Source organism: Cryomorphaceae bacterium (assembly GCA_007695365.1).
In the GTDB taxonomy this organism is placed as follows: domain Bacteria; phylum Bacteroidota; class Bacteroidia; order Flavobacteriales_D; family SKUL01; genus SKUL01.
The window spans coordinates 28,200-54,731 of record REDV01000066.1; the positions used below are offsets into that span (position 1 = coordinate 28,200).

Annotated in this window: 23 protein-coding genes; 9 read left to right on the forward strand and 14 right to left on the reverse strand. The window is 49.5% G+C overall.

Annotated features, from left to right (window positions below; all coding sequences use genetic code 11):
* Genes menD through EA392_04645 form a run of 4 tightly spaced genes read left to right on the forward strand, consistent with a single transcriptional unit; the run spans nucleotide 1 to nucleotide 4,697 of the window.
* The gene (gene menD / locus EA392_04630) at nucleotides 1-1,713 is read left to right on the forward strand and encodes a 2-succinyl-5-enolpyruvyl-6-hydroxy-3-cyclohexene-1-carboxylic-acid synthase (protein TVR40084.1); all 1,713 of its coding nucleotides are present in this window, start codon (nucleotides 1-3) and stop codon (nucleotides 1,711-1,713) included.
* The gene (locus EA392_04635) at nucleotides 1,706-2,608 is read left to right on the forward strand and encodes a 1,4-dihydroxy-2-naphthoate polyprenyltransferase (protein TVR40085.1); all 903 of its coding nucleotides are present in this window, start codon (nucleotides 1,706-1,708) and stop codon (nucleotides 2,606-2,608) included. The genes menD and EA392_04635 overlap by 8 nt, the downstream gene beginning before the upstream one ends.
* Before the next feature lie 2 nt (nucleotides 2,609-2,610).
* Nucleotides 2,611-3,678: an o-succinylbenzoate synthase gene (locus EA392_04640; protein TVR40113.1), complete on the forward strand. Its 1,068-nt coding sequence runs from the start codon at nucleotides 2,611-2,613 to the stop codon at nucleotides 3,676-3,678.
* On the forward strand, nucleotides 3,666-4,697 hold the full coding sequence (locus EA392_04645) for an AMP-dependent synthetase (protein ID TVR40086.1): 1,032 nt from the start codon (nucleotides 3,666-3,668) through the stop codon (nucleotides 4,695-4,697). Before EA392_04640 ends, EA392_04645 begins: the two co-directional genes overlap by 13 nt.
* A 2-nt stretch (nucleotides 4,698-4,699) precedes the next feature.
* Here the strand turns inward: EA392_04645 and EA392_04650 are convergent, their stop codons facing one another.
* Nucleotides 4,700-5,977, reverse strand: coding sequence for an acetyl-CoA hydrolase/transferase family protein (locus EA392_04650; protein ID TVR40087.1), 1,278 nt, complete (start codon nucleotides 5,975-5,977; stop codon nucleotides 4,700-4,702).
* Here EA392_04650 and EA392_04655 point away from each other — a divergent pair.
* On the forward strand, nucleotides 5,976-6,416 hold the full coding sequence (locus EA392_04655; protein ID TVR40088.1) for an SdpI family protein: 441 nt from the start codon (nucleotides 5,976-5,978) through the stop codon (nucleotides 6,414-6,416). The two genes, EA392_04650 and EA392_04655, sit on opposite strands and share 2 nt — an antisense overlap.
* An 18-nt stretch (nucleotides 6,417-6,434) precedes the next feature.
* Here the strand turns inward: EA392_04655 and EA392_04660 are convergent, their stop codons facing one another.
* Genes EA392_04660 through EA392_04675 form a run of 4 tightly spaced genes read right to left on the reverse strand, consistent with a single transcriptional unit; the run spans nucleotide 6,435 to nucleotide 11,593 of the window.
* Nucleotides 6,435-7,856 carry a TolC family protein gene (locus tag EA392_04660; GenBank protein TVR40089.1) on the reverse strand — a complete coding sequence of 474 codons (1,422 nt, stop codon included), beginning with the start codon at nucleotides 7,854-7,856 and terminating at the stop codon, nucleotides 6,435-6,437.
* Entirely contained in the window at nucleotides 7,853-9,223 is a 1,371-nt protein-coding gene (locus EA392_04665; protein TVR40090.1) for an HlyD family efflux transporter periplasmic adaptor subunit, read from the reverse strand. The genes EA392_04660 and EA392_04665 overlap by 4 nt, the downstream gene beginning before the upstream one ends.
* Nucleotides 9,204-10,883 (reverse strand): ATP-binding cassette domain-containing protein, encoded by a 1,680-nt coding sequence (locus tag EA392_04670; GenBank protein TVR40114.1) that lies wholly within the window; start codon nucleotides 10,881-10,883, stop codon nucleotides 9,204-9,206. Before EA392_04670 ends, EA392_04665 begins: the two co-directional genes overlap by 20 nt.
* Before the next feature lie 26 nt (nucleotides 10,884-10,909).
* Nucleotides 10,910-11,593, reverse strand: coding sequence for a TetR/AcrR family transcriptional regulator (locus tag EA392_04675; GenBank protein TVR40091.1), 684 nt, complete (start codon nucleotides 11,591-11,593; stop codon nucleotides 10,910-10,912).
* Nucleotides 11,594-11,736: 143 nt separating this feature from the next.
* Here EA392_04675 and EA392_04680 point away from each other — a divergent pair, with 143 nt between their 5' ends.
* Nucleotides 11,737-12,198, forward strand: coding sequence for a hemerythrin domain-containing protein (locus tag EA392_04680; protein TVR40092.1), 462 nt, complete (start codon nucleotides 11,737-11,739; stop codon nucleotides 12,196-12,198).
* A 9-nt stretch (nucleotides 12,199-12,207) separates the two neighbouring features.
* Here the strand turns inward: EA392_04680 and EA392_04685 are convergent, their stop codons facing one another.
* The 3 genes from EA392_04685 to EA392_04695 are packed head-to-tail and all read right to left on the reverse strand — an operon-like array spanning nucleotide 12,208 to nucleotide 15,979.
* Nucleotides 12,208-13,263 (reverse strand): RluA family pseudouridine synthase, encoded by a 1,056-nt coding sequence (locus tag EA392_04685; protein ID TVR40093.1) that lies wholly within the window; start codon nucleotides 13,261-13,263, stop codon nucleotides 12,208-12,210.
* A complete protein-coding gene (locus EA392_04690) occupies nucleotides 13,248-15,137 on the reverse strand; it encodes a T9SS C-terminal target domain-containing protein (protein ID TVR40094.1) in 1,890 nt (629 codons plus the stop codon). Before EA392_04690 ends, EA392_04685 begins: the two co-directional genes overlap by 16 nt.
* Nucleotides 15,134-15,979: a PASTA domain-containing protein gene (locus EA392_04695; GenBank protein ID TVR40095.1), complete on the reverse strand. Its 846-nt coding sequence runs from the start codon at nucleotides 15,977-15,979 to the stop codon at nucleotides 15,134-15,136. Before EA392_04695 ends, EA392_04690 begins: the two co-directional genes overlap by 4 nt.
* A gap of 125 nt (nucleotides 15,980-16,104) precedes the next feature.
* On the opposite strand from EA392_04695, the gene EA392_04700 reads away from it, so the two are divergent.
* Nucleotides 16,105-17,118 carry a D-alanine--D-alanine ligase gene (locus tag EA392_04700; GenBank protein ID TVR40096.1) on the forward strand — a complete coding sequence of 338 codons (1,014 nt, stop codon included), beginning with the start codon at nucleotides 16,105-16,107 and terminating at the stop codon, nucleotides 17,116-17,118.
* A 9-nt stretch (nucleotides 17,119-17,127) separates the two neighbouring features.
* On the opposite strand, the gene EA392_04705 is transcribed toward EA392_04700, so the two are convergent.
* Together EA392_04705 and EA392_04710 are read right to left on the reverse strand one after the other, a co-directional pair.
* Nucleotides 17,128-18,435 (reverse strand): phenylacetate--CoA ligase family protein, encoded by a 1,308-nt coding sequence (locus EA392_04705; GenBank protein TVR40097.1) that lies wholly within the window; start codon nucleotides 18,433-18,435, stop codon nucleotides 17,128-17,130.
* Nucleotides 18,432-20,093 carry a hypothetical protein gene (locus tag EA392_04710; GenBank protein TVR40098.1) on the reverse strand — a complete coding sequence of 554 codons (1,662 nt, stop codon included), beginning with the start codon at nucleotides 20,091-20,093 and terminating at the stop codon, nucleotides 18,432-18,434. The genes EA392_04705 and EA392_04710 overlap by 4 nt, the downstream gene beginning before the upstream one ends.
* Before the next feature lie 80 nt (nucleotides 20,094-20,173).
* Here EA392_04710 and EA392_04715 point away from each other — a divergent pair, with 80 nt between their 5' ends.
* The gene (locus EA392_04715; protein ID TVR40099.1) at nucleotides 20,174-21,094 is read left to right on the forward strand and encodes a glycerophosphodiester phosphodiesterase; all 921 of its coding nucleotides are present in this window, start codon (nucleotides 20,174-20,176) and stop codon (nucleotides 21,092-21,094) included.
* Here the strand turns inward: EA392_04715 and EA392_04720 are convergent.
* Together EA392_04720 and EA392_04725 are read right to left on the reverse strand one after the other, a co-directional pair.
* Nucleotides 21,088-21,498, reverse strand: a complete 411-nt coding sequence (locus EA392_04720) for a DUF393 domain-containing protein (protein ID TVR40100.1) — start codon at nucleotides 21,496-21,498, stop codon at nucleotides 21,088-21,090. The genes EA392_04715 and EA392_04720 overlap by 7 nt on opposite strands.
* A 44-nt stretch (nucleotides 21,499-21,542) precedes the next feature.
* The gene (locus EA392_04725) at nucleotides 21,543-22,700 is read right to left on the reverse strand and encodes a hypothetical protein (protein TVR40101.1); all 1,158 of its coding nucleotides are present in this window, start codon (nucleotides 22,698-22,700) and stop codon (nucleotides 21,543-21,545) included.
* Nucleotides 22,701-22,883: 183 nt separating this feature from the next.
* Between EA392_04725 and EA392_04730 the strand changes: the two genes are divergently transcribed.
* Entirely contained in the window at nucleotides 22,884-23,867 is a 984-nt protein-coding gene (locus tag EA392_04730; GenBank protein TVR40102.1) for a hypothetical protein, read from the forward strand.
* Between the two features lie 2 nt (nucleotides 23,868-23,869).
* Here EA392_04730 and EA392_04735 read toward each other — a convergent pair whose 3' ends face one another.
* Together EA392_04735 and EA392_04740 are read right to left on the reverse strand one after the other, a co-directional pair.
* Nucleotides 23,870-25,492: a hypothetical protein gene (locus EA392_04735; GenBank protein ID TVR40103.1), complete on the reverse strand. Its 1,623-nt coding sequence runs from the start codon at nucleotides 25,490-25,492 to the stop codon at nucleotides 23,870-23,872.
* Nucleotides 25,489-26,520 (reverse strand): sugar transferase, encoded by a 1,032-nt coding sequence (locus tag EA392_04740; protein ID TVR40104.1) that lies wholly within the window; start codon nucleotides 26,518-26,520, stop codon nucleotides 25,489-25,491. The genes EA392_04735 and EA392_04740 overlap by 4 nt, the downstream gene beginning before the upstream one ends.
* Nucleotides 26,521-26,532 lie beyond the last annotated feature (12 nt).

Sequence of the window (26,532 nt, forward strand, 5' to 3'; positions counted from 1 at the left end):
TTGGAATTTTCTGACATACCCGGCGTATTTGATTTGGTGCAGATGGCTGTCAACCATGGTGTTCGTCATGCGGTCATCTCGCCTGGGTCACGCAACGCGCCCCTGTCAATCACGCTGCACCGCCATCCGGAAATGGAAACCTACGTGATACCCGACGAGCGGGCGGCAGCTTTCTTCGCGCTGGGCATGGCACGCCAGTTGAAGGCACCGGTTATGATCTGCTGCACCTCGGGATCAGCCGCGCTTAATTACGCACCTGCCATAGCCGAAGCATTTTACCAACGTGTGCCCTTGTTTGTAGTTACCGCCGACAGGCCAGCGGAATGGATTGATCAGGGCGATGGCCAGACCATCCGCCAAAAAAATGTGTACCGGAATTTTATCCGCGGTAGTTTTGAATTGATTCAGGATGCTGAAAATGAGGCTGACCGAGCTCAAAACCGCTGTACCATCGAATCTGCCCTGAACGCTTGCAGCCATCCTGTTCCCGGCCCTGTTCACATCAATGTGCCCTTGAGCGAACCACTTTACAACACCCGCGAATACAACAGTCAGGAATTTCCTCACTCCTCGCCTGCCGGCCCAACAACTGCAAATACCGACTGGCTGGGTTTCCCTGAGGCCATTGCAAAAAGCCACCGAATCATGATTCTCTGCGGGATGTCAGACCCCAATGAAGAACTCAACGACGCAATCAACAAACTGTCTCATCTCCCTCAGGTAGTGGTGCTCACCGAAACAACTTCCAACCTGCACGGCAACTTGCTTTTTGGCACCATCGACCGTCTTGCTTTCAGCATTGAAGATGACGATTTAGCCGCATTTCAACCGGATGTGTTGTTAACTGTGGGGCACCAAATCATCTCCAAAAAAATCAAGGCATTGCTTCGTGCAGCCAAACCGCGGGAGCATTGGCATATTGATCCGGACATTCAGCACCCCAATACATTTCAGGCGCTGACACACAGTTTGCGCACTTCGCCTTCGGAAGCCATGCAACTCCTCGCACAGAAGTTGATGCCGGTTGATTCATCTTACAGCCGTTGGTTTCGTTCATTAAACAAGATTACCGGCGAAGCCCATCGAGAGTATATGCGTTCGTGCCCGTTTTCCGACATGTTGGCAACTGAGACCTTGCTTCAGGTTATTCCTGAGCACATTCATTTTTACCAGGGCAACAGTGCTACGGTGCGCTATGTGCAGCTTTTTACCGAAGGCCGGCCGGCTTTTTCGAGCAGCAACCGCGGTACCAGCGGAATTGACGGATGCACCAGCACTGCATTGGGTTCTGCCTACATCAGCGAAAAGCCCACCCTGCTCCTCACCGGTGATATGGCGTTTTTATATGACAGCAATGCCTTTTGGCATTCGCACATTCCCGAGCATTTCAAGGTGATGGTGCTGAACAACGGCGGGGGCGGAATTTTCCGGATTATTGACGGTGCCAAAGACGAAACCGAGCTTGAGCGCTACTTCGAAGCCCATCACACACACCGCGCTGAACAACTGGCTGCGCGCTACAGCCTGCGCTACGTAGCCGTGCACAACTACAAAGATCTTCAAAAAACACTCCCGGCGTGGATCGATAATGATTCAGGTCCTTCAATACTAGAGGTTTTTACACCGCGCCACGACAATGACCGGGTTCTTAAACAGTACTTCCGAAAGTTGAAGGCGGCATGGCTGGAAACCAAAACAGTGAAGCATGGCTAGTATCGCTAACTGGGTTCAGGCTTTTCGTTTAAGGACGCTCCCCCTGGCTTTTTCGAGTATTCTAACGGGCTCATTTCTGGCTGCTGCTTTCGCAGACTTCAAATGGTCTGTGCTGGTGCTTGCTTTGCTTACCACTTTGTTTCTGCAGGTGTTGTCTAATCTCGCCAACGATTACGGCGACGGTGTAAAAGGCACTGACAATGCTGACCGAATCGGCCCCCAACGAGCCATTCAAAGCGGTGCCATATCACCTGCCGCCATGAAAAAAGGCATCATCATTACGGCTGTACTTGCGCTGATCTCAGGTATTGGATTGCTTTATTTTGGCACCCGCGGGCTGGATGCCAGGGTTTTTGGCATTTTCCTGGTGTTGGGTCTGGCGGCAATTGCGGCAGCCATCGCTTACACTGTAGGCAATAGAGCATACGGCTATCTTGGATTGGGCGACTTGTTTGTGCTCCTGTTCTTTGGATTAACCGGTGTGGGAGGAACCTACTTTTTACACGCACATGAATGGTCGCCGGGAGTGTTTCTTCCTGCACTTGCTATAGGCTTTCTATCAATGGCCGTACTGAACCTCAACAACATGCGCGACCGAGAACCCGATGCACGGGTAGGCAAAAACACACTGGCTGTGCGGCTTGGCGACTACTGGTCGAGAGCCTACCACATGCTGCTGTTGCTCGCTGCCGTGTGTTGTGCAGTGTGCTTCACCCTGCTCAACGGAGGTTCCATCTGGCAATTTATCTACCTCATTATTCTGCCGCCACTTATCAGCAATGTGCGCATCGTAGCAACCTTCACCGATCCGGCTTCACTCGACCCCGAACTCAAAAAAGTGGCGCTCACCACCTTTCTCTTCTCCTTAACTTTTGGCCTGGGCCTATTCATCTAATGATGCTGCGAGCTGCTTACATCCCCTACACCCTGAAATTCCGGACTCCGGGCGGAACATCGCGGGGAGTACTCACGGAGAAAAAATCGTGGTTTATCAGGGTATGGGATGAGCGCAACCCAGAGGTTTACGGTCTGGGTGAGTGTGGCCTATTGGCAGGTTTGAGTTTTGACGACCAGCCGGAATACGAGCAGCAACTTCGCAAAGTGTGTCGAAACATTCAACGATATCAGGAAACACTTCACGGTGAACTGGCTGCCTGGCCTTCCATTCGGTTTGGTTTGGAAATGGCCTTGCGGGATTTGCAAACGGGCGGTGAGCGATTTTGGTTCAACACACCATTTACACGTGGAGAAGAACCCATCATCATCAACGGGCTCGTTTGGATGGGGCGCGCAGATGAAATGGCGCAGCGGATCAGCCAAAAAATTGAGGAAGGCTTCCGGTGCATCAAGATGAAGATTGGCGCCATTGATTTTGACCAGGAGCTCCTGCTCCTCTCAGAGATTCGCTCACACTTTTCAGCGCGCGAAATGGAAATTCGGGTAGATGCAAACGGAGCATTTGATTCCGGTGAAGCACATGAAAAAATCAACCAACTTGCTGAATTCGAACTACACAGCATAGAGCAACCCATACAGGCCGGTCAGTGGAAAGAAATGTCAAGGCTTTGTGCCGATACCCCACTACCCATTGCACTTGACGAAGAGCTGATTGGAGTTTGGGAGAAAGACCGTCAACTCGAAATGCTCCAGACCATTCAACCTCAATACATCATCCTGAAGCCGAGTCTTGTGGGTGGCTTCAGAGCCAGTGAGCGCTGGATTCACCTGGCCGAAGGAGTGGACGCCGGATGGTGGGTCACCTCAGCACTCGAGTCAAACGTCGGGCTTGCGGCTATAGCGCAATGGACATCCACCCTGGGCTCACTTATGCCACAAGGACTTGGCACGGGGCAGCTCTACACCAACAACTTTCCTGCTCCGTTGCAAATCCGCGAGGGCAAACTGCACCATACCACACAGGCATGGCAACTTCAGGCACTTTTTGATGCGCGATGGAACAACTGATTATCAACGGAAAGAAACTTACCCCGGCCAATGTACACAGTGCATTATCCGACGCACCTCCGCACCTGTCAGCCATCCGCAGCTTTCTGGAAGAATGGTGGAATGATGAAAACTACATTGTGGTAAAAACCTCAGGCAGCACGGGTATGCCAAAGGAAATAGAGCTTTCCAAAAAGCTGGTTAAGGCCAGTGCCGATCAAACCTGTGATTTTTTTGACTTAAACCGAAACACAACAGGATTGCTCTGCTTACCGGTGCATTACATCGCCGGAAAACTGATGCTCGTAAGGGCCATTCGCTCAGGCATGCCCTTAATTGCCGTAGAACCCACGATGACTGCCATTTGCCATTTGGAAGCAAATGCCCACTTTGCGGCTTTGATACCTTCGCAGGTGGTGGAGGCCCTTTCGGATGCAGTTGGCACGGCCAAACTAAGCTCAATCCCTATGGTGCTGATTGGTGGCGGTCCTATTGATCGTGAAACCGAAGCCCGACTAGCCGAACTTCCCAATGCGTGCTATCACAGCTACGGCATGACTGAAACGGCCACCCATGTTGCCCTGCGGCGCATAGGTATGGATGCGCGTTACCATGCCCTTCCGGGTGTTCGGTTTGAAAAAGATATAGACGGTGCGTTGATCATCCACGCATCATACCTGGCCGCGCCGGTACACACAACCGATCTGGCTGAAATTCACAACGAACAAAGCTTTACATGGCTTGGGAGGACCGACCATGCGGTAATTTCAGGCGGCGTCAAACTGATACCCGAATTGATCGAAAAGAAAATCGGCCACCTTTTGGAGTCGCGCTTTTACCTCCGCGGAGAAACAGACCACCTGCTTGGCCAAAAGCTGGTGCTGATGTTGGAAGGCAGCCCATGGAGCGAAGACCGCATTCATGATTTGCAAAGCCAACTCCATAAACTGCTCAATAAATTTGAACGCCCCAAAGAGATACGCTTTGAATCGCGATTCGAAGAAACTACATCAGGGAAAATCAGGAGGCTCTCAGGGTAAACCTACTTGCCAAAGCGCTCAAAAACAGCTTTGCTGAGTGCTTCACGATGATCGGGGTGGGCAATGTTAACCATGGCTTTGGCGCGCTGCGTGAGGTTTTTTCCGAAGAGATGGGCCACACCGTACTCGGTAACAACGTAATGAACGTGTGATCTGGTGGTTACCACGCCGGCTCCTGGTTTCAGGGTAGCCACAATTTTCGACTCACCGTTTTTGGTGGTGGAGGTCATGGCGATAATAGGTTTACCGCCTTCGGAGAGCGACGCACCTCGAAGAAAGTCCATTTGCCCGCCAACACCGGAATACTGGTAAGTACCGATTGAGTCAGCCACCACCTGGCCCGTGATGTCGATCTCCAATGCTGAATTCAACGATACAGCACGGGGGTTTTGGCGAATCACGTACGAATCGTTCACGTAGGCGATATCGAGAAAGGCCACATTCGGGTTGTCGTCCACAAAGTCGTAAAGTTTGCGGGAGCCCAGCACAAAGCCTGTCACCAGGCGGCCCGGATGCTTGGCTTTGAATCGGTTGGTGATTACACCTTTTTCCACAAGACTGAGCACGCCATCCGAAAACATCTCCGTGTGAATACCGAGATCCTTGTGACCGTCGAGACAGGCCAGTACAGCATCCGGAATGTTTCCAATGCCCATTTGCAGACAAGATTTGTCTTCTATCAGCTCCGCGCAGTGGCGCCCGATTTTGAGCGAAACATCCGAAATCTTGTGCTGATAGCTTACCTCTGGCAGCGGGTCATTGACCTCAACCCACGCATCGATGGCACTCACAGGTACCAAACCGTCGCCGTGGGTGCGCGGCATGTTGGGGTTAACCTGCGCCACAACCGTTTTAGCGCATTGCATGGCCGCGAGTGCTACATCTACGGAGGTTCCCAGTGAGCAAAACCCGTGTTTATCTGGCGGGGAAACGTGAATCAACGCAACATCAATGGGCAGAAAGTTACGCCGGAAAAGCAGCGGAATCTCGCTCAGAAATACCGGTATGTAATCTCCGTGTGGCGCATTGACCAGCTTACGCGTATTGGCCGACACGAAAAGCGAGTTCATAAAAAACGATTCCGCAAATCGCGGATGGTCAAAAAGTTTATCACCAAAAGTGCTGATGCCCATCAACTCCACATTTCTGAGTGTACCGGCGCGCTGCATCAGCGCAGTAACCAAGGTGATGGGTGTAGCGGCGCTTCCCTGTATAAATACCCGATGGCCACTTTGGATCAGCTCTACAGCTTGCTCGGGGGTTTGAAATTTTTTAGGCATGGATTACTCAACGATTTTTGTCAAATTTAGGCATCCCTATTTACGAAACCCGGAAATACCTCACTCGATGTTACTCCTCACCCAACTCAGCTTTTTCATTACCCTTTGGGCCGCAGGAATTCCCTTTTTGGTTGCAGGCTTGGTGCTGCTGAGGAGGCCTCCCAAAGAAATCAATTACTGGTATGGCTACAGAACCGCTCGCTCCATGAAAACACAAAAAAACTGGGAAATTGCTCAAAGATACTCGGCCAGACAGATGGTATTTTCAGGAATCGTGATGATGGTGTTAGGGATGTTGAATTTGGGTGTGGCCATTTCTGAAACTACGGGTGTAATACTGGGGCTTTGTGTTTTAATTGCTTGTAGCTATTGGGTGTTTCGTAAGACAGAGCGAGCAATTGTTAATCACACTAAATCAGACATGAACATCAAGCAATAGCTTGTGCATTACGCTGCATTAAAACCCTCGCCCTGAAAGCTGCCTGATTTCTGCGTAGCGAGTTATTTGCTGCGCTTTTACTTCGAGCAATACGTTTTGGCCGGTGATCAATGAAGTTTCGCGAGCGTTTACAAGAAAAAGACTGCTTTCGCCCATGCTGAACAATTCACGCTCTCCTTCGAGCAAAGCCTGAAGGTAATTCACGTTTTGGTCAAAAAACTGCACCTGATCATTGAGGTTGCTTAATTCAACCAAACCGGCATTCACTCTGGCTTCAAGCTCAGCGCGGGTTTCGAGAAAGTCAAGATCCACGCGCTCCATATCTACACGGGCCATCCCTACTCTTCCCCGAGCATCGCGCACAAACAGCGGAAATCTTAGGGAAGCTCCCACGGTATAATTCTCCCGAAAAGTGAGCCTATCCTGAAAGAAATCTGTTTGGGGGTTTTCAAGTACGTTTTGCGACAAGAAATTGTACTTGAGTTGAATGGTAGGACGCAGGTACTCGGCTGCCAGGCGGCGGGTAATGTTGATATGATCGCGTTGTGCCCGAATCATGCGCAACCGCGGATGCTCCAACTGAACCTGAAATTCATCCGGAGTCCATTCAGGCATCATTTTTTGGCTCCAATCAGGCCGCACCTCCGGCGACAGGAAGGCCATATTTCCATCTTCGGTCCAAAGGTAAATATTGGCAATTTGCACCGCACGAGCCCATTGTGTTTGGGCTTCGCGGAGGGCAAAATAGCGGTTGAGTACCTGGGTGTAGGCTTCAACAGTGTCGATAGCCGGAAACTCACCCCACTTAAAACTTTGTCGTACAAACTCATAACGGTCATTGGCCAGTTTTACCGCTTCCTCGGCTACTTTTAACTTCTGATCTGTGAGCCACCAGTTAAAATACGCACGGGTGGCTTCGCCATACAGTTGGTTCAGCAAGTCATCTCTCTGGGCATCGCTTTGTTCCTGTGCTATTTGTGCCTGTCTGAATGCGGCACGGCGGTTATCCATCAACAATCCCGCGCCAAGATCTACAGAGAGACCTGCATGGAGCAGTCCTCCGGCTGGCATGTTAGCTTCGGGATTCAGGAACTGCCCGTCTGTAGATTCATATCCGCCATGAAATTTCACTCCCATCCAGGTAGGAATCTCCACTCCTGCCTGGCGGTATTGGTAGTAAAACTTATCGTCGAACTGTTTCGCACCAAAATCACCATAGATAAGAGGGTCAAAACCTCCCCTTGCAGAACGCAACTGCATATCTGCCCGCTCAACCACCAGTCCGGCGCTAATGGCCACAGGGTGATTCATCATTACAATTTGCAGATAATCGCTGTAAGGCAAAACACGGCCCGATGCTGTATCGTTGGCCGTTTGCTGCGTTTGGCCGGAAATGGATTGGGCCAACAGCAAGAGCAATATCAGGCAGATGTTTTTCACTTTGTAGAGCTCCCGGTATTTAGAGATACTTCTCTTGCCTCGTCCAGTTGACGGTAGTAATCGGGCGGGAAACCATTGAGCTGTCGCCAAATCTCATACCACAGCGGAACATCTTTCAACAGCAGAATGCCGTCGGCACCGGAGCCCACGCGCAACTCAAAAGGCCACTGGTAATCATCGGGGTCGGGCACCACCAGTACGCGGTACTTTCCGTTGGGTGAAATGAAGTTGTCTATGGCAAGAATTTTTCCTCCAAATGTTCCGTTACTCAGACGCGGCCACCCGGAGAAAACGATGGCAGGCCAACCGTCAAAAATCACACGCACCTTGTTTCCGGGTCGCAACAGGGGAAAATCAACGGGCGTTACGTACATTTCGGTGGCAAGGTCATAGCGCTCAGGCATGATGCTGACTATACGGGTACCAGCGGCAATGTTCTCACCCAAACCAACCGAAATAGCCTGTGTAACATAGCCGCTTTGGGGAGCGGTTACAAAATAATTATCCCGACGAACCATGATGTTGGATAGCTGGTTCTCCATTTTTGCAATATCGCCTTGTGCACCGAAGAATGAAGAGAGGGCAGCGTTCCGGTCAGAGCGTGCTTTGCTCAGTTTTTCATCAAACTCATTCTGCACCGCCTCCAATTCAATTCGTGCATTCTCCAACTCATTCTGGCTGCTTTCATAGCGGTTCTCAAGACTTACAAGTTTTGCCCTGGTTTCTTGTAGCGTGATTCGGCGCGTTTCGAGGTCTGTTAATGATTTGAGGCCTTTTTCAAACAGCTCTTCCATACGCTCCAGTCGTTGCTGCGCAATGGCGTAATCAATTTTTCCGGCTTCAACGTCCATACTGTCTGCTTCTACCTGAAGCTCACTTTGCACGAAACGGTTTTGGGCCTGGTCCAGTTTGTTTCTAAGGCTTTTAGTAAGGGCCTCGATCTGGGCTTCGAGTGCCTCGGATTTTTCAAGATAATTCACGGCAGCGCCTTCTTTCGCACTAATCTGGCGCTGCGTACGGTCAATAATTTCCGGATCGAAAAAGGCATCCATTACTTCATCAATTCGAACAATGGTATCGCCCGCCATTACAAAGTCTCCTTCACGCACATACCATTTTGCAATTCGGCCCGGAATCCGGTTTTGCACGGAGTGTGGACGCTGGTCGGGGTAAAGCGTAGTAAGCTTACCGGCAACGCGCACGTTTTGCGTCCAGGGAACGAATGAAAATGCAATCATGCAAAGCAGGCTGATGGTGAGTATGCGAATTCGGCGAACAGGTTTACCGTCGTCCGACACCTTTTTTAAGCTCGCATACTCGTCCCAGTATTCCTTGCGCTCTACGCGGTTATCCGAGAGATTCAGCATACGGCGATTGTTTAAACTGTTCGTAATTCCCTTCAAATGCCACATTACCCCGAACCATAAAGATCACCTTATCTGCTCGCTTCATAAACTCATCATCTGAGGTAGCAGCAAGCACCGTGCAGGGATGCGAGAATACGTGATCATATAATTTTTTGCGTTCTTCCTTCTTGAGAAAATCCACTTCCAGATCGAGCAGCAACATACGTGGATTGCCCATGATTGAACGCGCAAGAATGATTTTTTTGGCCACTGTACCGGGAAGTTTAATGCCTCCTGGAAAAAGCTCGGTATCCAAACCATTGGGCAACAGCGTTACCCTGTCGTCGAGTCCAAGGTGCGAAATGGCTTCTAGAATCTGGTCGTCCGAAATGTCAGGGTCGCCCATGGTAAGGTTTTCACGAAGACTACCCTTGAAAATATGTTCCTGCCAAATATTATCTCCCACCTCACATCGCAATCTGTCGAGCCTCAATGTACTTAATGATAGACCATTATACGAAATAAGGCCTTCATAATCTTCATAAAAACCCATCAGTAGTTGCATCAGGGTGCTTTTACCGCTTCCCACAGTACCGAGGAGCACTACCTTCTGCCCAGACCCAACCCGCAATGATAAATGGTTAATCACAAGATCGCGTGTGGATGGATAGCGAAACCTGAGGTTTTCAATCACTATGCTCAATCCAAACTGATCGGCCGGAAAAACGGGGTATGTATTGTTTTCCTCCTCAAGCGGTAAATCGGTGAGTGCACCGAGCTTCTCAATAGATGTAAGGGTGTCATACACTGTTTCCAGCCCAACGATTATTTTTTCGATAGAATTCATTATCAGAATGATAATAATCTCTGCCGCAACAAACTGTCCAATACTTATTTCATTCTGAATTAGAAGCAGACTACCTATGATCAACAGCGCCACCACCACAATCACCTTAAAGGCTACCATAGCCTTGTATTGCAAAATCAGAATATTGAAGTGCCGCACCCTAAAATCAAGATAGCCCATCACCAGTTTGTCTACTCTAATCAAAGGCAGCCTGGTGTTTCCGGCAAGCTTAAATGTACCCATGGTACGGGCAAGTTCTTCCAGCCAATGCGCTACCTGGTATTTATGGGTGGATTCATTGAGTGAGGTTTCTACACCCTGCGGACCTGTAAACTTGAAAATCAAATAAATCAACACTACAACCCCGAAAGAGAAAAACACAAAAACAGGGTGATAAATGGAAATCAGAATCAAACCGAAAATAATCTGCAATGCAGCCGTTGGATAGTCAACCAGCAATTTGGATAACCCCTTTTGCAGCGTTACGGTGTCAAAAAACTGGTTCACCATTTCAGGCGCGTATCGGTTTTGAATGGCTCCCAGCTTTATTCGTGGAATGCGCACCGCAAGCTCAAAAGAGGATTTTGTAAAAATGCGCTGCTGAAGGCGCTCGGTCATTTTCATTTGGGCAATCTGTATGATTCCCGAAAGAATCAAACCAACCATAACGATGATGATGAGTATAACCCACGAGGAGCTTACCCTGCCACCCATGATATAGTTAATGATGGCCTGAATACCCAGGGGCAATGTCAGAATAATGATACCATTAAGCATGGCATAGAACAAAATCAGGTAGATGATGCGGCTCTCCGTGATGAGCAAACGCTGCATCCGGATGAGAGCCCGCCTGGCCTTGTTTACCTGCTCCATGGCTTGATAGTGTTAAAAATCATATCAGTATAAAACTCAAACATGTTTCCCGGGTGAGCTTTCGCATCACTCAGAGAGGGTAAATGTGCATGAAAAAACCGTTGATCAAGATGAGATTGCAACAAAGTAGATGACAGTGTTCTTGGATAGGGATACCCGGGTGCAACCTCACTGATCATTTCGCTGATTCGGCCGGCAACCTGCTTCAATCCAACAAAGAAACCTTCCTTGTTCTCGTCATCAACCTGCTTTGTAAGATAGGCCTTTGGAGATTCAGCAACCACCACCCGCATGAGGAGATCTTCGTCAAAAACCTGGTTGATACTGATGCGAGAGGGAGCTGTGATAATGTTAATCGCACGCTTAAGGCGCTCTGCAGCATCGTTGATATTTACTGTGCCAAAAGCAAGTTGATACTCCAGCCACCCCCAATACCAGGACATGTAGTACAGTAATAGCTTGTGCTTATTCTCAAAGTACCTGTATACAGCGCTTTCGGTAGTACCTATGCGCGCAGCAAGCTTTCTGAATGTGAATTGCTCAAGGCCCAATTCATCAATCATTAGAAGAGAGGTTGTAAGAATCTGCTCACCCAACTCGGAGCTCAGCGGATCCTTTACATATACTTTGGGGTGTACGGCAATCCTGACGTGGCTTAATTGATTTGGCATATGGTTAATGCGCAGTTTGCGATTATTACTCGCAAAAGTAGAACATGTTTCGCGTTCCTCGAGTGTTTATCACATTTTAACATTTGAACAATCCCCGAATTTCCGCTTCTTATCCGACCGTGGTTTTTAAATTTGTCAGTGTCGTGAAAAACAAACCTCTTAATCGCCATACCGCACTTCAACCTCTCAGCCGCGATCATCATCGGGGTCTTCTGCTGTGCTGGAAAATCAGAAAAGGTTTGCAGCATGGTGTTTCACCGGAGCGGATTAAGGCCTACGCTGATTGGTTTTGGGAACATCATCTTCATCCTCATTTCAACGACGAGGAAACACTGGTATTCTCATTACTGCCGTCCTCTCACCCAATGATTCAGCAGGCCTTGAACGAACACCTGCACCTGAGGGAACTGTTCGGCCTAACAACTGCCAACGCGTCCGTGCTGAACCACATAGCCGATGATCTGGAGCAGCACATTCGTTTTGAGGAACGCGTGCTTTTCCAGGAAATTCAACGTGTAAGTTCCGAAGAAGAATTGGCAAGCCTTGAATTGCATGAAGATGAAAACGCCTCTTGCCCGGCCTGGAAAGATGAATTTTGGAAATAGTGCGCGGTGCTATTCCTTTCGGGATGCCACGTAAAGCCGCCATTTTTCGAGCAGCTCCGTCATATCGGCCGGCAATTCAGAGTGAAACTCCATCCATTTTCCGGTTGCAGGGTGGGTGAGCCCGAGTGTGCGCGCGTGCAATGCCTGGCGTGGCAGAATCTGAAAACAGTTTTGAATAAACTGCTTGTACTTGGTAAAAGTGGTTCCCTTCAGAATTTTATCTCCACCGTATTCCATATCGCCAAACAGGGGGTGCCCGATGTGCTTGAAATGCACGCGAATCTGGTGCGTACGGCCTGTTTCCAGCCGACATTCAACAAGTGAAACATACCCAAAGCGCTCCAGGGTTTTGTAGTGGGTTATGGCGTGCCTCCCGTAGTCGCCATCGGGAAACACATCCATGACTTTTCGGTTTTTGAGGCTCCGGCCAATGTGACCTTCGATGGTTCCTTCGTCGGGCAGATCACCCCATACCAATGCGTTATAGGTTCGTGCCGTGGTGCGGTTGTAAAACTGACCCGCTAAATGGGTTTGTGCATGTTCGGTTTTGGCAACGACCATTAACCCGGTGGTTAGTTTGTCGAGGCGGTGAACCAAGCCGGGTCGCGGACCGTGTTCACTGTTTCCACCGGGAAGATTGTCGAAATGGTAAATCAGGGCATTCACAAGGGTGCCTGTGTAGTTGCCATACCCGGGGTGCACCACCATTCCAGCTTCCTTGTTTACTACCACCAGCTGATCGTCTTCATACACGATTTCAATGGGGATGTTCTCCGGGATGAGTTCCAGCACCCGCACGGGATAGGGAAGCACGATGGAGATCTCATCGCCCGGCTTTACCTTGTAATTGGGTTTTACCGCACGCCCTCCCACCTGGATGTTGCCATTATGCGCAGCTACCTGAATCTTATTTCTGGACGTATTCGGAATACGATCCATCAGAAACTTGTCTATTCGCAGCGGTTCCTGACCTTTGTCGGCAAGGTAGCGATAATGTTCAAAGAGCTCCTGTTCGCCCTGAATATCCTCTTCTTCGTCCAGGTACTCGCTCACCTTTTCACGAATTTAAAGCTGCGCTGAACCCCTCCATCCTGTTCTGCAAGGCGCAGTACATACATGCCGGCAGGCAGGCGATTCGTATCAATGGCTGTTTGCCCTGTAATTGAGGAGCGCTGCACCAATTGTCCGGTGAGGTTGTACACCTCGGCAATGGCGGGTTTCAGGTAGCTTCCCGGGTCAACAAAAAGTACGTCAGAGGCGGGGTTGGGGAAAATTCGAGCATCTTCCCAAGGGGTAAGTTCATCACTCAACGGCCCGATGTTGGAGCTTTGAAACACCGGACGCACCATCAAAGTACCCGGTGCGCTACTGGGTAACCACATTCCGTTTGGGTTGGAATAGTAGTAGAGATTTCCCTGGTTGTACGAGCTATTGTAATCCAGCCCGATTTTCAAGCCCTCGTCAATCGTTTGCACCGTTCCTGCAAAGAACGGGCCTTCTGGCAAGAACACCGGCTCAAGAAACCTGAAAAGACGCCATCCATACACCGTATCGGGCTCAAAGGTGACACCTTCCCACAAACCTTGTACAATTTCTTCACCGGGAGCACCGCTACCTGAGGCTTCCCATACAGTAGGGAAAAATGAGAAAAGACCTGGCTGTTCGTTAATGGCTTCAAACCAAATCATAAGGCCAATCAAGCTATCTGGCATGGTGTTGACGTAGCGCATGGCAGTTCGGCTTCCTACAAGGGTAACTTCATACGCACGTTCAGGAGAGCCATCATCGTAGGCATAGTGGCTGTAAAAGACCTGCTGCATCTTTGTGCGGTTGTTCGTTTGGATAAAATCAGGCGATACACTGAAGGTGAGTTCCACGTCAAAAATGGCGTACACATCATCTACCCCGGCATCATACACATAGTCCATGGGTGAACTGTTCACAGGCTCTGTAAGGGTCAGGAAGCTTTGCGGCCCGATGGGTGGCTCGTCAAGACTTATGTTCTCGGCCTGCAAATTGCCCTCGTGAAAAACGCGAATGGTTCTATTCTCTACCGTTCTGTTACCGGTCGCCGCACCTCCCGGAGGCTCATTATTACTGAATATCAACGACTCTACAGAACTAGCCATAAAAGATGCGGGATTCTGCACATAGTGCTTCCATGGCATGCTGGAGTATTCCTGAAGTAAGGTTCGGATGGGATATACAAATGCTACGTCATCAATCACCTCACCTTGCTCCCTGTTTCTATCGAGATGCACGTAATCTACATGCCAGTGATCGAGCGCTCCGAGCGGTGTAGCGTAATTGATAAAGCGAAACTGAAAACCGTCCATCAGGTACTTTTCCTGGGTGATGGGGAGGTAAACTTTCTCAAATGTGTCCATGTCCTCACCTCTGTTAGACCATACCCAAAACCACTGGTCGAAAAGCGGAGAGTAGAACTCCAGAAAAAGTGAGTCTTGGGGTTCAGGGCGCTCACCAAAACCCGCACCCTGAAAAAAGAAGCTCAACCAGATATCATCATCTGCGTCATAATCGAGATTAATGGGTGCAGATGTGAGCGTATCGCACGGCACACCCGCATTACCGGCATCCCAATCATAGGGATAACCATATTCGTCGGCTCCGTCGAAAGTAACCACCCCGATAGTGGGCGGGTTGATGGCAAAAGTGTTGTTTCGATAGGTCTTTAAATCGAGCCAATGAATGGGCTGACCATCTTCATTGCCTGGAAATTTGTCCGTTGAGAAATCGTCAATAAACGGGAGTTCCAAAGACTGGCGGGCTCCCATATCGTTACTGCGCCGAAGCCGCTCAGCGCGCTTTACCATTTCAGCTTCCTGCACACGGTTGTAGGTGAGATTTGAAATTACCTCTTGTTGCGCAACAACAGTGCTGGCAATCAACAAGAAAAATATCAGAGCCAGATTTTTCATTCCTCAATCAGTGTTGTATCCATGATGGAAAAAAGCGTGTCAGGTTGCATGAGGTGCACTGCAGCAGTGTCGAGGGTGAGGTATAAATCGACTGTAGAGCCCATGGGAACCACCCTTTTGGTTTTCTTGCTGAACGCGGGAGATTGCCTGTAAACCAAAGCCTGCAGGGTGTCCTCACCTGTGGTACAATCAATACAATCGAGTACCCCGCCCAGCAGCAGCGTATTGGCAAACATCAAATCACGCGCTTCGGAAAAGGCCATTCCCCTCAAATCAGGCAATAACACCCTACCTTCCTTTCCTCCTCCCAGCACCAACGTTATTTTCTCACCCTTGGTGAGCTTGGTTCCCGGCTTAAGTTTTCTGCCTTTGTAGCGTTGCTCCAACACGCAATCCAAACAAATATCGGGTCTGTAAATCAATGAGTCGGTCCCCAACCCCATGGCTTCCATAATGGCAAGGGCCTGTCTTTTTGAAAGCCCTTCCATATCTCTTACCGTAACCACCGGGGGCTGTGTGGCATTGACCGTAAGAAATACCTTGCGGTTCTCCTTTACCGATGAGCGAGGCAGCGGGTTTTGGTTTACCACCGATCCCGGCGCATGCGCATCACTGTAGAGTGAATCAATGATTACGTAGCGTAGTTTGTGCTTCTCAAACAAGTAATCGAGTGAGTCCAGTGATACATGGGTAAAATCAGGCACCTCTATGTGCGCTCCGTGACGTGTATAGCTCTTGAGATAATGCATGGTTCCCAGCACGATTCCGCCAATCACAAAAGCTGCAATCAACACATTGATCCACAGAGCCCTGCTAAAGAGAAAAAAGAAAAGGTTTTTCATTCAGTACGTGCGCGATGTAGGCGAGCAAATATACTACTTTGGGCTTTGGACAACTCGAATCGTGTTCTCCCTTACAACAAGGATATTCAACATTTATTGTGGAATACTTTGGCTGCAAAACAAGCATGCAGCAAAGGGCGGTTGTACATTTGAGCAAAGCAGAAACAATGACAGCCCCTAAGCGTATTGCAGTAGTTTGCGGTGGTTATACCGGCGAAAAGGCTATTTCGATGAAAAGTGCCGAGATGGTGATGAACAATATTGACCGGCAAAAATTTGACCCTGTATTGGTTCGGATTGAACGCGACGGCTGGTGGGCTCAAGTAAACAAACTGGATATTCCGGTTGACAAAAATGACTTTTCAGTACGCATTCACGATGATGCCTTTCGGTTTGACGCAGCCCTCATTGCTATTCACGGCACGCCGGGTGAAGACGGAAAACTGCAAGGTTATTTTGATATGATTGGTATGCCTTACCAAACGGGTGGTGTGCTAAACATGGCGCTTACTTTTGATAAGTTCCGCACGGTTTCGGCACTCCGCGAGGGGGGATTTCAGGTAGCACAATCTGTGGTGCTCAAAAACACCGACGCATTTAAGCCCGACGAAATCCTGACAACCATCGGCTTACCGTGCTTTGTAAAACCCACCAACGCGGGTTCGAGCCTGGGAATATCGCGGGTTGACGAAGCAGAACAGCTTCCGGCAGCCATCGAAAAAGCCTTTGCCGAAAACCCCCATATTATGGTTGAAGCAATGGTGAGCGGAACTGAAATCACCTGTGGAGTGATGCGCATCAACGGCAAAACTACGGCTCTGCAAATCACAGAGATTGTATCGTACAATTCCTTTTTCGATTACGAAGCCAAGTACCGCGAAGACCGTCGCGAAGAAATCACCCCGGCCCGAATCGCTGAGCAAGACTTTGAAAATTGCCTGCGCACCTCCGAAGCGATATTCGATTTTCTGGACTGCCGGGGCGCTGCGCGGGTGGATTATATCTTGAACGAAAACGGGCTTTTTTGTATCGAAATCAACACCGTGCCGGGTATGTCCGAAGTGAGCATTTTACCCCAGCAATGTGAAGCATGTGGAATGAGTAAAACGGAGCTGATAACCCAAATGCTCGAAGGCTAAACCGGAGGTCTATGCTTTGCGCAAATCAAAAAACACCACCGGTTTTCTGCTCATTTCCGGAAATTTACGGCGCTTGATTTCGGCGGCATCGCAAAACACAATATCGGGTGCAACGCGTAACCTGGCCCTGAACCGGTCTTTAATCACTTTGATGAACTTGTCGTCATTGCGCGATGACGCCAAACATACCCGAATGGCATCGGTGCCGAGGTCGTTGGTGTAAACCTCCACAAGGTAGTCGTCCACTCCGTCAATGTGATGCAGCACGTCATACAGTGCGGGCGGGTAAAGAGTGGTTCCTTTGAATTTTATCATTTGCTGTTTGCGCCCCACCACCGGACTCAATCGCATGGTGGTTCTTCCACAGGCGCATGGATCGCGGTGTGCTATACAGAGGTCACCGGTTTTGTAACGCAACAGCGGCGTTCCTTCCACTCCGAGGGTTGTAATCACCACCTCGCCCACTTCGCCATCGCCAACGGGCAAATGATGATCATCCAGCAGCTCAACCACTATAAGTTCAGGCAATTGATGCCCACCCACACCGTGCTCGCATTCGGTAAAAGCGGTTGACATTTCGGTAGAGGCATAGGTTGTATGTAAATCAATGGGCCAGTGATCCGCTATCCGTTTTCCCAATGTATTTAGCGAAAAATCTGCGTTGCGGAGCGGTTCGCCGATGCAAATCGCCTTCTTCACCGAACTGTTTTGAAAGTCGATATTATGTTCTCTTGCGTAGTCAATCATCTTCACCAAAAAAGAGGGAACCGCCACCAGCACAGTGGGCCTGAGTCGCATAATAGAATCCCACTGCAATTCGGGCATACCAGAACCTACGCGCACCACACCGGCACCCAGCTCGCGGGCGCCCAGAAAATAGGCCATACCTGCCATAAAGCGGCGGTCAATGGTGGTCATAAGCTGAAAAACATCATCGCTGGTGAATCCTGCCACGGCAAAAGATCGAGCCTCATTGTAGGCCAGCCGCTGCAAATCATTCTCTGTGAGTGCCACCACCACAGGGTCGCCAAGTGTGCCACTGGTGGTTACATAGTCAATGATTTCTTTGCGGGGCACACAGAAAAAATCTTCGTTGTGCAAATGCAGATCCTCCTTGGTGGTTACCGGAAGTTGCTGCAAATCTGCCACCGTCCGAATTTCTTCAGCGCGGATGTTCATCTCTGCAAAGAGCGTTCGGTAATAAGGAGAGTACTCAGCCATATAGGCTACTTGTTCGCGCAGCTTCTCATCCTGCATGTGCGCAATGAACTCCGGTGCAGCAAAGTCAATGTTTTCCGTTGCGGAGTCTTTTTTCATGGTTGGGCTTGATCGAGCAAATCGTTTAAATCTCTTTTCACCGAAGCGTAAGGAAGTGGTTTTCGCAGCGCTTTTTCCAAATAAGGTCTGGCTTTAGCGGGCTGGCCGCGCTGCAACCAATACTCGCCCACCAGCGCATAGCCCAGGTAATAATCCGGATTGAGGGCGATGTAATCATCCAAAGACAGCTCGTCTTCAAAAGCCTCGCGGTTTCGCAACACCCGCTGCATGGAGGAAGTCCAGCCTCTGAAACGCTCAAAATCCATCATGGCCGGTGTTTGCACCCATGGGTGCGGAGCGATGCGCAAGCTATCCACAGACATTGCCTTGCCGGGCTGCGGGGCATTTTCGCCAAAAATAGCGTTCAAATCATAAGCGGTAAAGGCGCCCATTTGCCAGGGTGAGGAAGACACCCACGCCATACCGGATGAGGGCTTGAAGATAACACCGTGGTGCGCAATAAGCTGATTGATGGCCATGGGGTTCCCAAGCCCGAGCGACTCTCCTCCCACTCCGCCTTTGTGGCGAAGAAGGTCTGCTATGTGTTCAGGGTGTAGCGACGCGGTATCGAGCAAGCTGTGCATCAGTTTATAGCGATAGGGCGAGTCGGAGGTTTCTTTCCAGGTTTGGTTGAGTTCGGTTTCGCTCAGGGCCTCGCTCTGAAAGTGATTGGAACAAACCAACGGAAATGTTTCGGGGCGAAAGAGATGCGCTTCATGGGGTGTTTTCTCGATAATGGCAGCAGCGTCGTCGCGAGCAGAGGCAATCAGCAGCGATTCTGACACAAAGGTTTGCCGCTTTCGGGCAATGGCAAGGGCCTCATCAATGGTGGAAGCGTATTGCAAAATTTCGCGCGCCAGAATAGAAATGGGTGTGGCCGACGACGTGGGAACCTCCGAGGGGGCCGCGTTGAGGGTGATGGTTAAGCCGGCCTGATTCATCCCCGATACCACACCAATCATTCCCGGCCATGTTACCGAAAGAAAGGCATAGCCGCTGTCGGGTTTTACGAGCGCCACAATTTTATTCTCGGCGAAGCCATCGCCCACATAAAAATCAAAATTGCGCCCCACCACCAGTTCGCTGTCTTCATCTTCGGTGGCAAATGAGGTACACCCCACAAGAGCAAGGTTTTGTAGCGCGTGACCAATATCGTGAGCCGCGTGGTAGTTCATGGCGCGGTCGTACTTCTGGCTTACAAAATCAAAAGTATCGGGCATGTGCATGGCCACTCCGAAAATTTCCTGCTGGTACTCGTTGATGACATGCTTATTCATGTTTCTGTTGAAGAAGCCCACGAGGTACTTCAGAAAGCGAAGGTAGCTTTCATTGGGAACCAGTTCACGGATCTGGTCAATGAAATGCTTCTCCTGCACATAGAGCAGATCTTCGGCGAGTTTGCCGTGCACCACTCCCCTGCGAAAGGCGTTGCCTTCGAGGTACATCTCCCAATTTCCGTCGTTGTTAAGCACCAGAAACGATTCTCCTAGTCTGCGATCGGTGTGGCTGAGGTGTTCCGCTTTGAGCAACATCAAATCTTTATCCTGCACATCGGGTGGTTGCAGCTTAGACACGCTCTTGAGGTACACTAAGAACCCCGCTGCCAGTCCCAAAAAAACCAGCATCACCACTGCAGAAATCTGTAAGAAGCGTCTCATTTCAACTTTGCACAAAGATAACTTCGCAAAGCAATTGCAGGCCGCCACAGTGTTGTACCTTCGCAAAAACACCTTTGTTGATGAAAGCGAGTACGGCGCAGTTTACAAAAACAATCACCATCTTTGGCCTCTTTGCCACGCTTATGGCCCAATGTACAACGGAAGAAACCACGCGCGAATTCAACCTGCAAGGTCATCGTGGATGCCGCGGTTTGATGCCTGAAAACACCATTCCTGCTTTTATCAAAGCTGTTGAAATTGGTGTGACCACGCTGGAATTGGATTTGGCCGTTTCGGCAGAAAATGAATTGATTGTATCGCACGAGCCATATTTCAACTCAGATATTTGCCTGGATCCCGAGGGAAGGGAATTTGGCGATAATCAGGCGCTGGAGTACAACATTTACAAGATGACCTACGAGGAAATTGCCGCGTTTGATTGTGGCTCAAAACCTCATCCGCGCTTTCCGCACCAGGAGAATTTTCGGGTTTCCAAACCGCGTTTGGCCGATGTAATCGATCAGGTACATGACCATTGCAGGATGCACAACATATCGCTTCCGGAGTGGAACATGGAGATAAAATCGCGGCCCCACACCGACGATTCGTACCACCCGCGACCCGAAGTTTTTGTTGAATTGCTGCACAATCTACTGAAGGAGAAAAACATCACCGAACAAAGTACTGTGCAGAGTTTTGATATTCGGGTATTGCAAGCTTACCGCCAACTCGCTCCTGAAGTGCGGCTTGCGTTGCTGATTGACAACAACCTTGGTGGCCCCAAAAACATTGAGAAGTTGGGTTTTGTGCCGGAGATTTACAGTCCGTATTACGTGATGGTTACTCCCGATTTGGTAAAGTGGTGCCACAGTAAAGGAATGTTGATATACCCCTGGACGGTGAACGAAAAGCCCGCCATGCAGCAGATGTTGGATTACGGTGTGGATGGCTTGATTACGGATTACCCTGACCGTTTTCACGAATTGACCAAAGCTCAATAGTCGTCCAGAAAACGCTCTCTCACTTCCGGATCGGGCATGGGACAAGCGTCCAGTTTTCCGAACCAGCGATAGCGGTTGCGCGCAACCCAATCGTAGATAACATTGGCAAATGACCGGGGCAGCCAACTGAATATCTGAAAAATACGCGGCCATCCCCGCAAATGACGAACGATATTGAAAAACGCTGCTGATTTTTCGTGGCTGGTTCCCGCTTCAAATACCACCACAGAATTCAGGTTTTGCCGTTGTGCAGTAGTGAGGTGCTCTTCGGCAATTTTACCCTGCAAAGTCGCAAAGCGAAAGACCTCCTTTTTGTCGTACTTCAACACCCATTGCACCGAGCGATTGCATAAACCGCAAAGACCGTCGTAAAAGAGAATAGGATGTTCAGGAGTGTTGCTCATGTTTAGAGGGTGTCCTATCAACCAACCACTAAAGGTTGGGGTATTTATTCGTTCAGTTCCTGCTCTGCTTCGATGGCTCGCTTGATGTTGATTTTTTTGCCGTCAAGATAAGGAACCACAAATGCATCGCCAATTCGTTTCTCGCGAATGTATGCTTTGGCGCGCGAAGCATCTTCATAGCTTGTGAACATGCCCGCGTAGTAGCGGATTTTTCCGTCGCCAAGGTCCTCGCCGGTAATCGGAAAAAGACCGTGAAAAGCATCCTGACCATCCGCTTTAAAGAAATAACCGAGCTGTATTCTGTACACCAGCCCTTCGGGCAACGGCTCGTTGATACCTACGTTTCGGTCGTCATAATAGCCGTGGCGATCGGTTTCAAAGCTACCCTCCGACCCCTGACCGGTGCTCTCACCACCTGATTCTCCTGCAATTGTATCATCCTGCTCCACCCGTATTTTCTGCATTTGCTTGTTGGCTTTCAGGAAAAGGTCATCCAATCGCTCTTTCTCTGCCAGCAGGGCGGCCAACTCCTGCTCCAGTCGTGCTCGCTCGTCTGGATCGGTTGTTTGCGCAATGCGGTCTTGAAGTTCCTTGATCCGCTCGTTGAGTGCGGTGAGTTTTTCTTCCAGATCGAGCAACAACCGCGTAAATGCCTGCTCATCGGCATCCAATCGAGCCACATGAAAATCTGTTTCGAGCTGCTGATATTGAAAATCTTCCTCGTCAGGTTTCAAATCCTTTGCAAGATGCAGCGACGCCTTGAAGAAATCAATTTTGGCGTGCATAAGGTCACTCAACACAGCTTCTACATAGGCCTGCATTCGGGCCAGTTTGTTGAAAGGATAAACATGGCGCAGCACTTCGTCGGCAATGCTCAATCGCTTTACACCGGTTTTAAGCAGATATTCAACGGTGTCATTGGGCAGCATGAGGCTTAATGCGCTCTCTGCCAACTCATCGGATTTACGGATGTAGAACAACACCGTATCAACATCGGCCCTAAAGTCAGACAGGTCCGGTCGGTTTCCCGCTTGAAGTGAATACTGGTAGGCCTCCTCGGCGTAGCGCGCTGCCGATAGCGCGGCATTTTGCGATTCGGCGCTTTGGTAGTAACTGCGTTCAATATAATCTATGGGTTGGGCCAGACCCAACCGGGGCATTGTAAAAACCGCTACACAACCGATGAGAATGAGCCATTTCATGTGCAGTTACAATGATAGCTTCACCGTGCCAAAGGCAGCCGGAAGCGAGGGATTGTTTTCAACAAAAACGCGGTGACAATTTTGGGGCTCAAAACTTGGTAGTGGTAAAAATGACCTGCATATTTGAACATGCCAATCTGTTTCCCTATGCGTCGCCTCGCCCTCACAGCACTAAGCCTTTGCTTGTGTACACATTACGGCTTTTCAGAGCCACACAACCCGAATGCAGAAACAGACCTTACAAGGCACTCATTGCTTCTGCAGAAAAAACCTTCGGGCCAACCTCCTAAAATTTTTAACGGTTTCTCGCTGGGAGGCAATGTGGGCGTTAGTTGGTTTTTGGGAGATTTAGCGGCCTACAAAATAGCCCCTCCGCTCGATCAATTGAGTGGAAACACCGGTTACAACTGGAGCGTTTTTGCCCGTCGCGAAATCAAATACGGATTGGCTGCCAAGTTGCAATACGACAAAGGAACGTTGAGTGGTGGAAGAGCGGTTGGAAATGAATCTCCTCATGTGCGTTTCGAAACAGATTATCAAGCCATCAACCTCATGCTCAGCTTTGACCTGGTAGGTGCCGTTTCCAAACCCGATCACAAAGGCCGGTTTTACCTGCTGGCTGAGATTGGCGGAGGTGTTACTTTTTACCGCTCACTGAGTTTCTGGGGAGAAGGCCCTGAATTGGTTCGGGATTTTGAAGGTTACACAACCCAGGATGAACCTGCCACGCAGCGCTACCAGAACATGGAGCGGGCACCCATGGCCCGAACCATGAACATTCCTGTGGGAGTTACTGCAGGTTATATGCTCAATCACAGGCTGGATGTAAACGCCCAGGTTACACTGAACAACGTAATGACCGACCGGCTTGAGACTTGGGCGCGTGACCGCTCAGCTCGCGACAAGTACGCTTTTGCCACTGTTGGGCTGCGATACAACTTTAACCGAACCGAGGATGATTTTCCGGAGCGGAAAAGAAAGAAGAACAATAAAAAATCAGGCAAGGGCGACAAGGTTTCTCCCAACGAGCTGGATTTGGGCGACAAACTGAAACCTGTGAAAGGTTTTAAATCTCGTAAAAAACGTGAGGATGAACTCATGCGGGCTATGATGCGGATGTACGAGTTGCAATTGCAACTTTTTCAGATGCAGTATCTCACTCACTGATTTCAGAATCCAAAATAGGCCCCTGCCTGAATGGTTACGGTTTCTCTCATCAGAAAGGGATGCGCATAGTGCTCATTACCGCTGACGTTTCGGTACACCCCGCTCAGAAATAATCTTGCATCGTGTACCACCTCGTAGTCTACGCGCAACCCGATTTCCCAGGATTTCCAATCAACGAACTCCATGAATTCAAGCCCCATAACATTGGCGTTTCCAAAAACGATGTCGTACACATGAGCAGGACCTTTTTCGGCCCATACCGAATAGACCGAAGTTCTGAAACGACGAATGGGGCGGTAGCTGATTTCGGCATATAGTTCCTGTCCGTTTTCACCGAGATAGTGCCCCAGGTTGTAGCGATTGCTTTCGTAGGTGGTACTGGCAATCTGGTGGCGATAGGTCCATGGATAGGTGCGGGTATATTCTGCCGTGACATCAAGGTTGGGAAGGATGTTGCTGTACCTCGCTCCTGTTTTAATGCTCCAGATGTTGGTGTGCAGTTCTGAATCGGTGAGATTGCGGATGCTCAATTCATCTAAAAACCAGGTTGCATACCAGTGAATTTTCTTCAGACTTCGAACACTGATATCGGCAAACATCTGCGCGTTTTGCCCCACCTGGCTGCTGCCGGCGCCGCTGTAAGTATGATCTACCGCCCTGAAAAACATAAACGGGATGAAGTACAGTGGTTGTAAACCTGTTTCACTGTAAATCATGGAATTACCCACCGACACAAACAAGTTCTTTACCGGCTTGATGGTGAACATATTGATTGCAATGTTCTTGTTCATAAACACCTGCCGTTGACCATGGGGCGTGAGATAGGTTCTGGCGCTGTCAATTTCTTCGCTCACAAGCCAACCATGTATATAGTTGAATTCAAACCAGTGCACCGGGTTGAGTTTAAAATCGAGATAGACAAATGACGGTGCCCGGCCGGATAAAATGTTGGCGTGGCGGTAAGTATTTCCCCACTGCGGACGATCTTTCACCAAACCGATACTTCCCCACTTCCAACTGTAGTGAATGCCCGCCATGATCTCGCTGAAATCACTTCGCTGCCCCCCAATAAACTCACCCTGATTGTACTTGTAATTGTGGCCGGGAAGAACAGTCAGATGGTGATGCGCACTCAAAATCTCGTTTACTCCACTATCGCGCAGGCGAACGTAAGCTCCGAGATTCTTGCCGAAAGTTGCCCAGGCTTCACCGCCAATGGTGCGCTGAAATACAAGACCGTTCTCGTTGAGCCAGCCCATTCCGCCACCCAGCGGATTGACCGTTACCTTGAAGGTAGAATCACTGTGGTAAAACAGATCCCAACGTCGGTTCCAGTCTTTACCTATGTGTGTTTCCTTTCCGAAATCGCGCAGGTAGTACTCCAGCTCCTGCCTTTGCCTGCGATTGAGCTCATGCGCAAGCGAATCCTGCACACCGTGAAGCCAGTCTGAAATGCGCTCACGCGAATACGGCTTGATGGCACTGTTTACCTCGATGAGTTTAAGGTTAGCCAGCTCATCCACAAAATCGTACACCGTGGTTGATACCGGCTGATAAACCAACTGTGCCTGTGAGATGTAAGGCAGGCCAAATGCAACCAACAAAAGTGTTCGAACCAGTTTCAAGCGCTTCGTGCTTTTCTCAGCACAATATTATTAAACGCTTTGAAACCATAATTGAAATCGGTGGTGATAGGCGATTTTAAATACGCCTTGATATATCTTGCCTCAGACTCCATGATTTCCTGCAAATTATGGGGCAAATCGGCATAAAAAGGTGGAATCAATCCCGGTTTTCCCTGAAGACGAACCTGCTTGTGCTCTTCGGAGTACAGGCTGAGATAGTGGTCACTCAGCGGGCGCACGCCTACAATTTTGAGGTCACCGCGCAAAATATTCCAAATCATGGGAATCTCATCAATCCAGAATCGGCGCATAAACCTGCCCCACTTGGTGATTCGGAAATCGTTGCTGAATTTCCCACCGGCCTGCAGGTTGTTTTGCTCGTACACATACTCCTGAATGTACTGGGCGTAAGGGTGCATCGTTCTGAATTTATACACGGTAATGCGTTTCCCAAGCTTTCCAATACGGCCTATTTTGAGCAGCAACCCAGTACTTGGTTCCGGTTCGGTGAGGGGCTGACCTTTTTTACTCACCGCGAAAAAAAGAAGGTTGTCAATCACTTTTACGGCTTCAATACTGAAACCGCAATACACCAAACGGCCCAATACTTCGGCTTTGGAGAGGGCACGGTTTCTTCCGCCAGTAAGCCTGAAGTAAATACTGCGGGTCACAGATAGTTTGGGAAAAATGCGTTTCAACACAAAGTCAGCCGTGTAATAAAGCCTGTTCAGAAACGGTGGATATTTTTTATGCAAACGCGCTTTGCGGTTTTCAAGCGTTTCCATGCAGCCAATAAATCGACCACCATTATTGAGATTCGCATTCACCAATCTGAAGAAATGATTGATACCCCGAATATCATTCACCCGCGCGGTATTGACGACCACATTGGCGTTTTCAGAGCTGTCTTTCAGATCATCTCGATTTGTGGTATGCATCAGGGTCATCTTGCTTTTGCCTATAAAAGGACGGGCAAAATCAAACACATCCTGTGTTAATCCTTTACTTGCGTGGGCTGAAAACTGCATTTTCTGGCCGGG

Excerpts from the sequence above, each read along its gene's own strand:
- EA392_04635 (TVR40085.1), top strand. The coding sequence starts at position 1,706 with ATGGCTAGTATCGCTAACTGGGTTCAGGCTTTTCGTTTAAGGACGCTC.
- EA392_04640 (TVR40113.1), top strand. The coding sequence starts at position 2,611 with ATGCTGCGAGCTGCTTACATCCCCTACACCCTGAAATTCCGGACTCCG.
- EA392_04645 (TVR40086.1), top strand. The coding sequence starts at position 3,666 with ATGGAACAACTGATTATCAACGGAAAGAAACTTACCCCGGCCAATGTA.
- EA392_04655 (TVR40088.1), top strand. The coding sequence starts at position 5,976 with ATGGATTACTCAACGATTTTTGTCAAATTTAGGCATCCCTATTTACGA.
- EA392_04650 (TVR40087.1), bottom strand. The coding sequence starts at position 5,977 with ATGCCTAAAAAATTTCAAACCCCCGAGCAAGCTGTAGAGCTGATCCAA.
- EA392_04665 (TVR40090.1), bottom strand. The coding sequence starts at position 9,223 with ATGCTGAATCTCTCGGATAACCGCGTAGAGCGCAAGGAATACTGGGAC.
- EA392_04670 (TVR40114.1), bottom strand. The coding sequence starts at position 10,883 with ATGCAGCGTTTGCTCATCACGGAGAGCCGCATCATCTACCTGATTTTG.
- EA392_04675 (TVR40091.1), bottom strand. The coding sequence starts at position 11,593 with ATGCCAAATCAATTAAGCCACGTCAGGATTGCCGTACACCCCAAAGTA.
- EA392_04690 (TVR40094.1), bottom strand. The coding sequence starts at position 15,137 with ATGAAAAATCTGGCTCTGATATTTTTCTTGTTGATTGCCAGCACTGTT.
- EA392_04695 (TVR40095.1), bottom strand. The coding sequence starts at position 15,979 with ATGAAAAACCTTTTCTTTTTTCTCTTTAGCAGGGCTCTGTGGATCAAT.
- EA392_04700 (TVR40096.1), top strand. The coding sequence starts at position 16,105 with ATGCAGCAAAGGGCGGTTGTACATTTGAGCAAAGCAGAAACAATGACA.
- EA392_04705 (TVR40097.1), bottom strand. The coding sequence starts at position 18,435 with ATGAAAAAAGACTCCGCAACGGAAAACATTGACTTTGCTGCACCGGAG.
- EA392_04710 (TVR40098.1), bottom strand. The coding sequence starts at position 20,093 with ATGAGACGCTTCTTACAGATTTCTGCAGTGGTGATGCTGGTTTTTTTG.
- EA392_04715 (TVR40099.1), top strand. The coding sequence starts at position 20,174 with ATGAAAGCGAGTACGGCGCAGTTTACAAAAACAATCACCATCTTTGGC.
- EA392_04720 (TVR40100.1), bottom strand. The coding sequence starts at position 21,498 with ATGAGCAACACTCCTGAACATCCTATTCTCTTTTACGACGGTCTTTGC.
- EA392_04725 (TVR40101.1), bottom strand. The coding sequence starts at position 22,700 with ATGAAATGGCTCATTCTCATCGGTTGTGTAGCGGTTTTTACAATGCCC.
- EA392_04740 (TVR40104.1), bottom strand. The coding sequence starts at position 26,520 with ATGCAGTTTTCAGCCCACGCAAGTAAAGGATTAACACAGGATGTGTTT.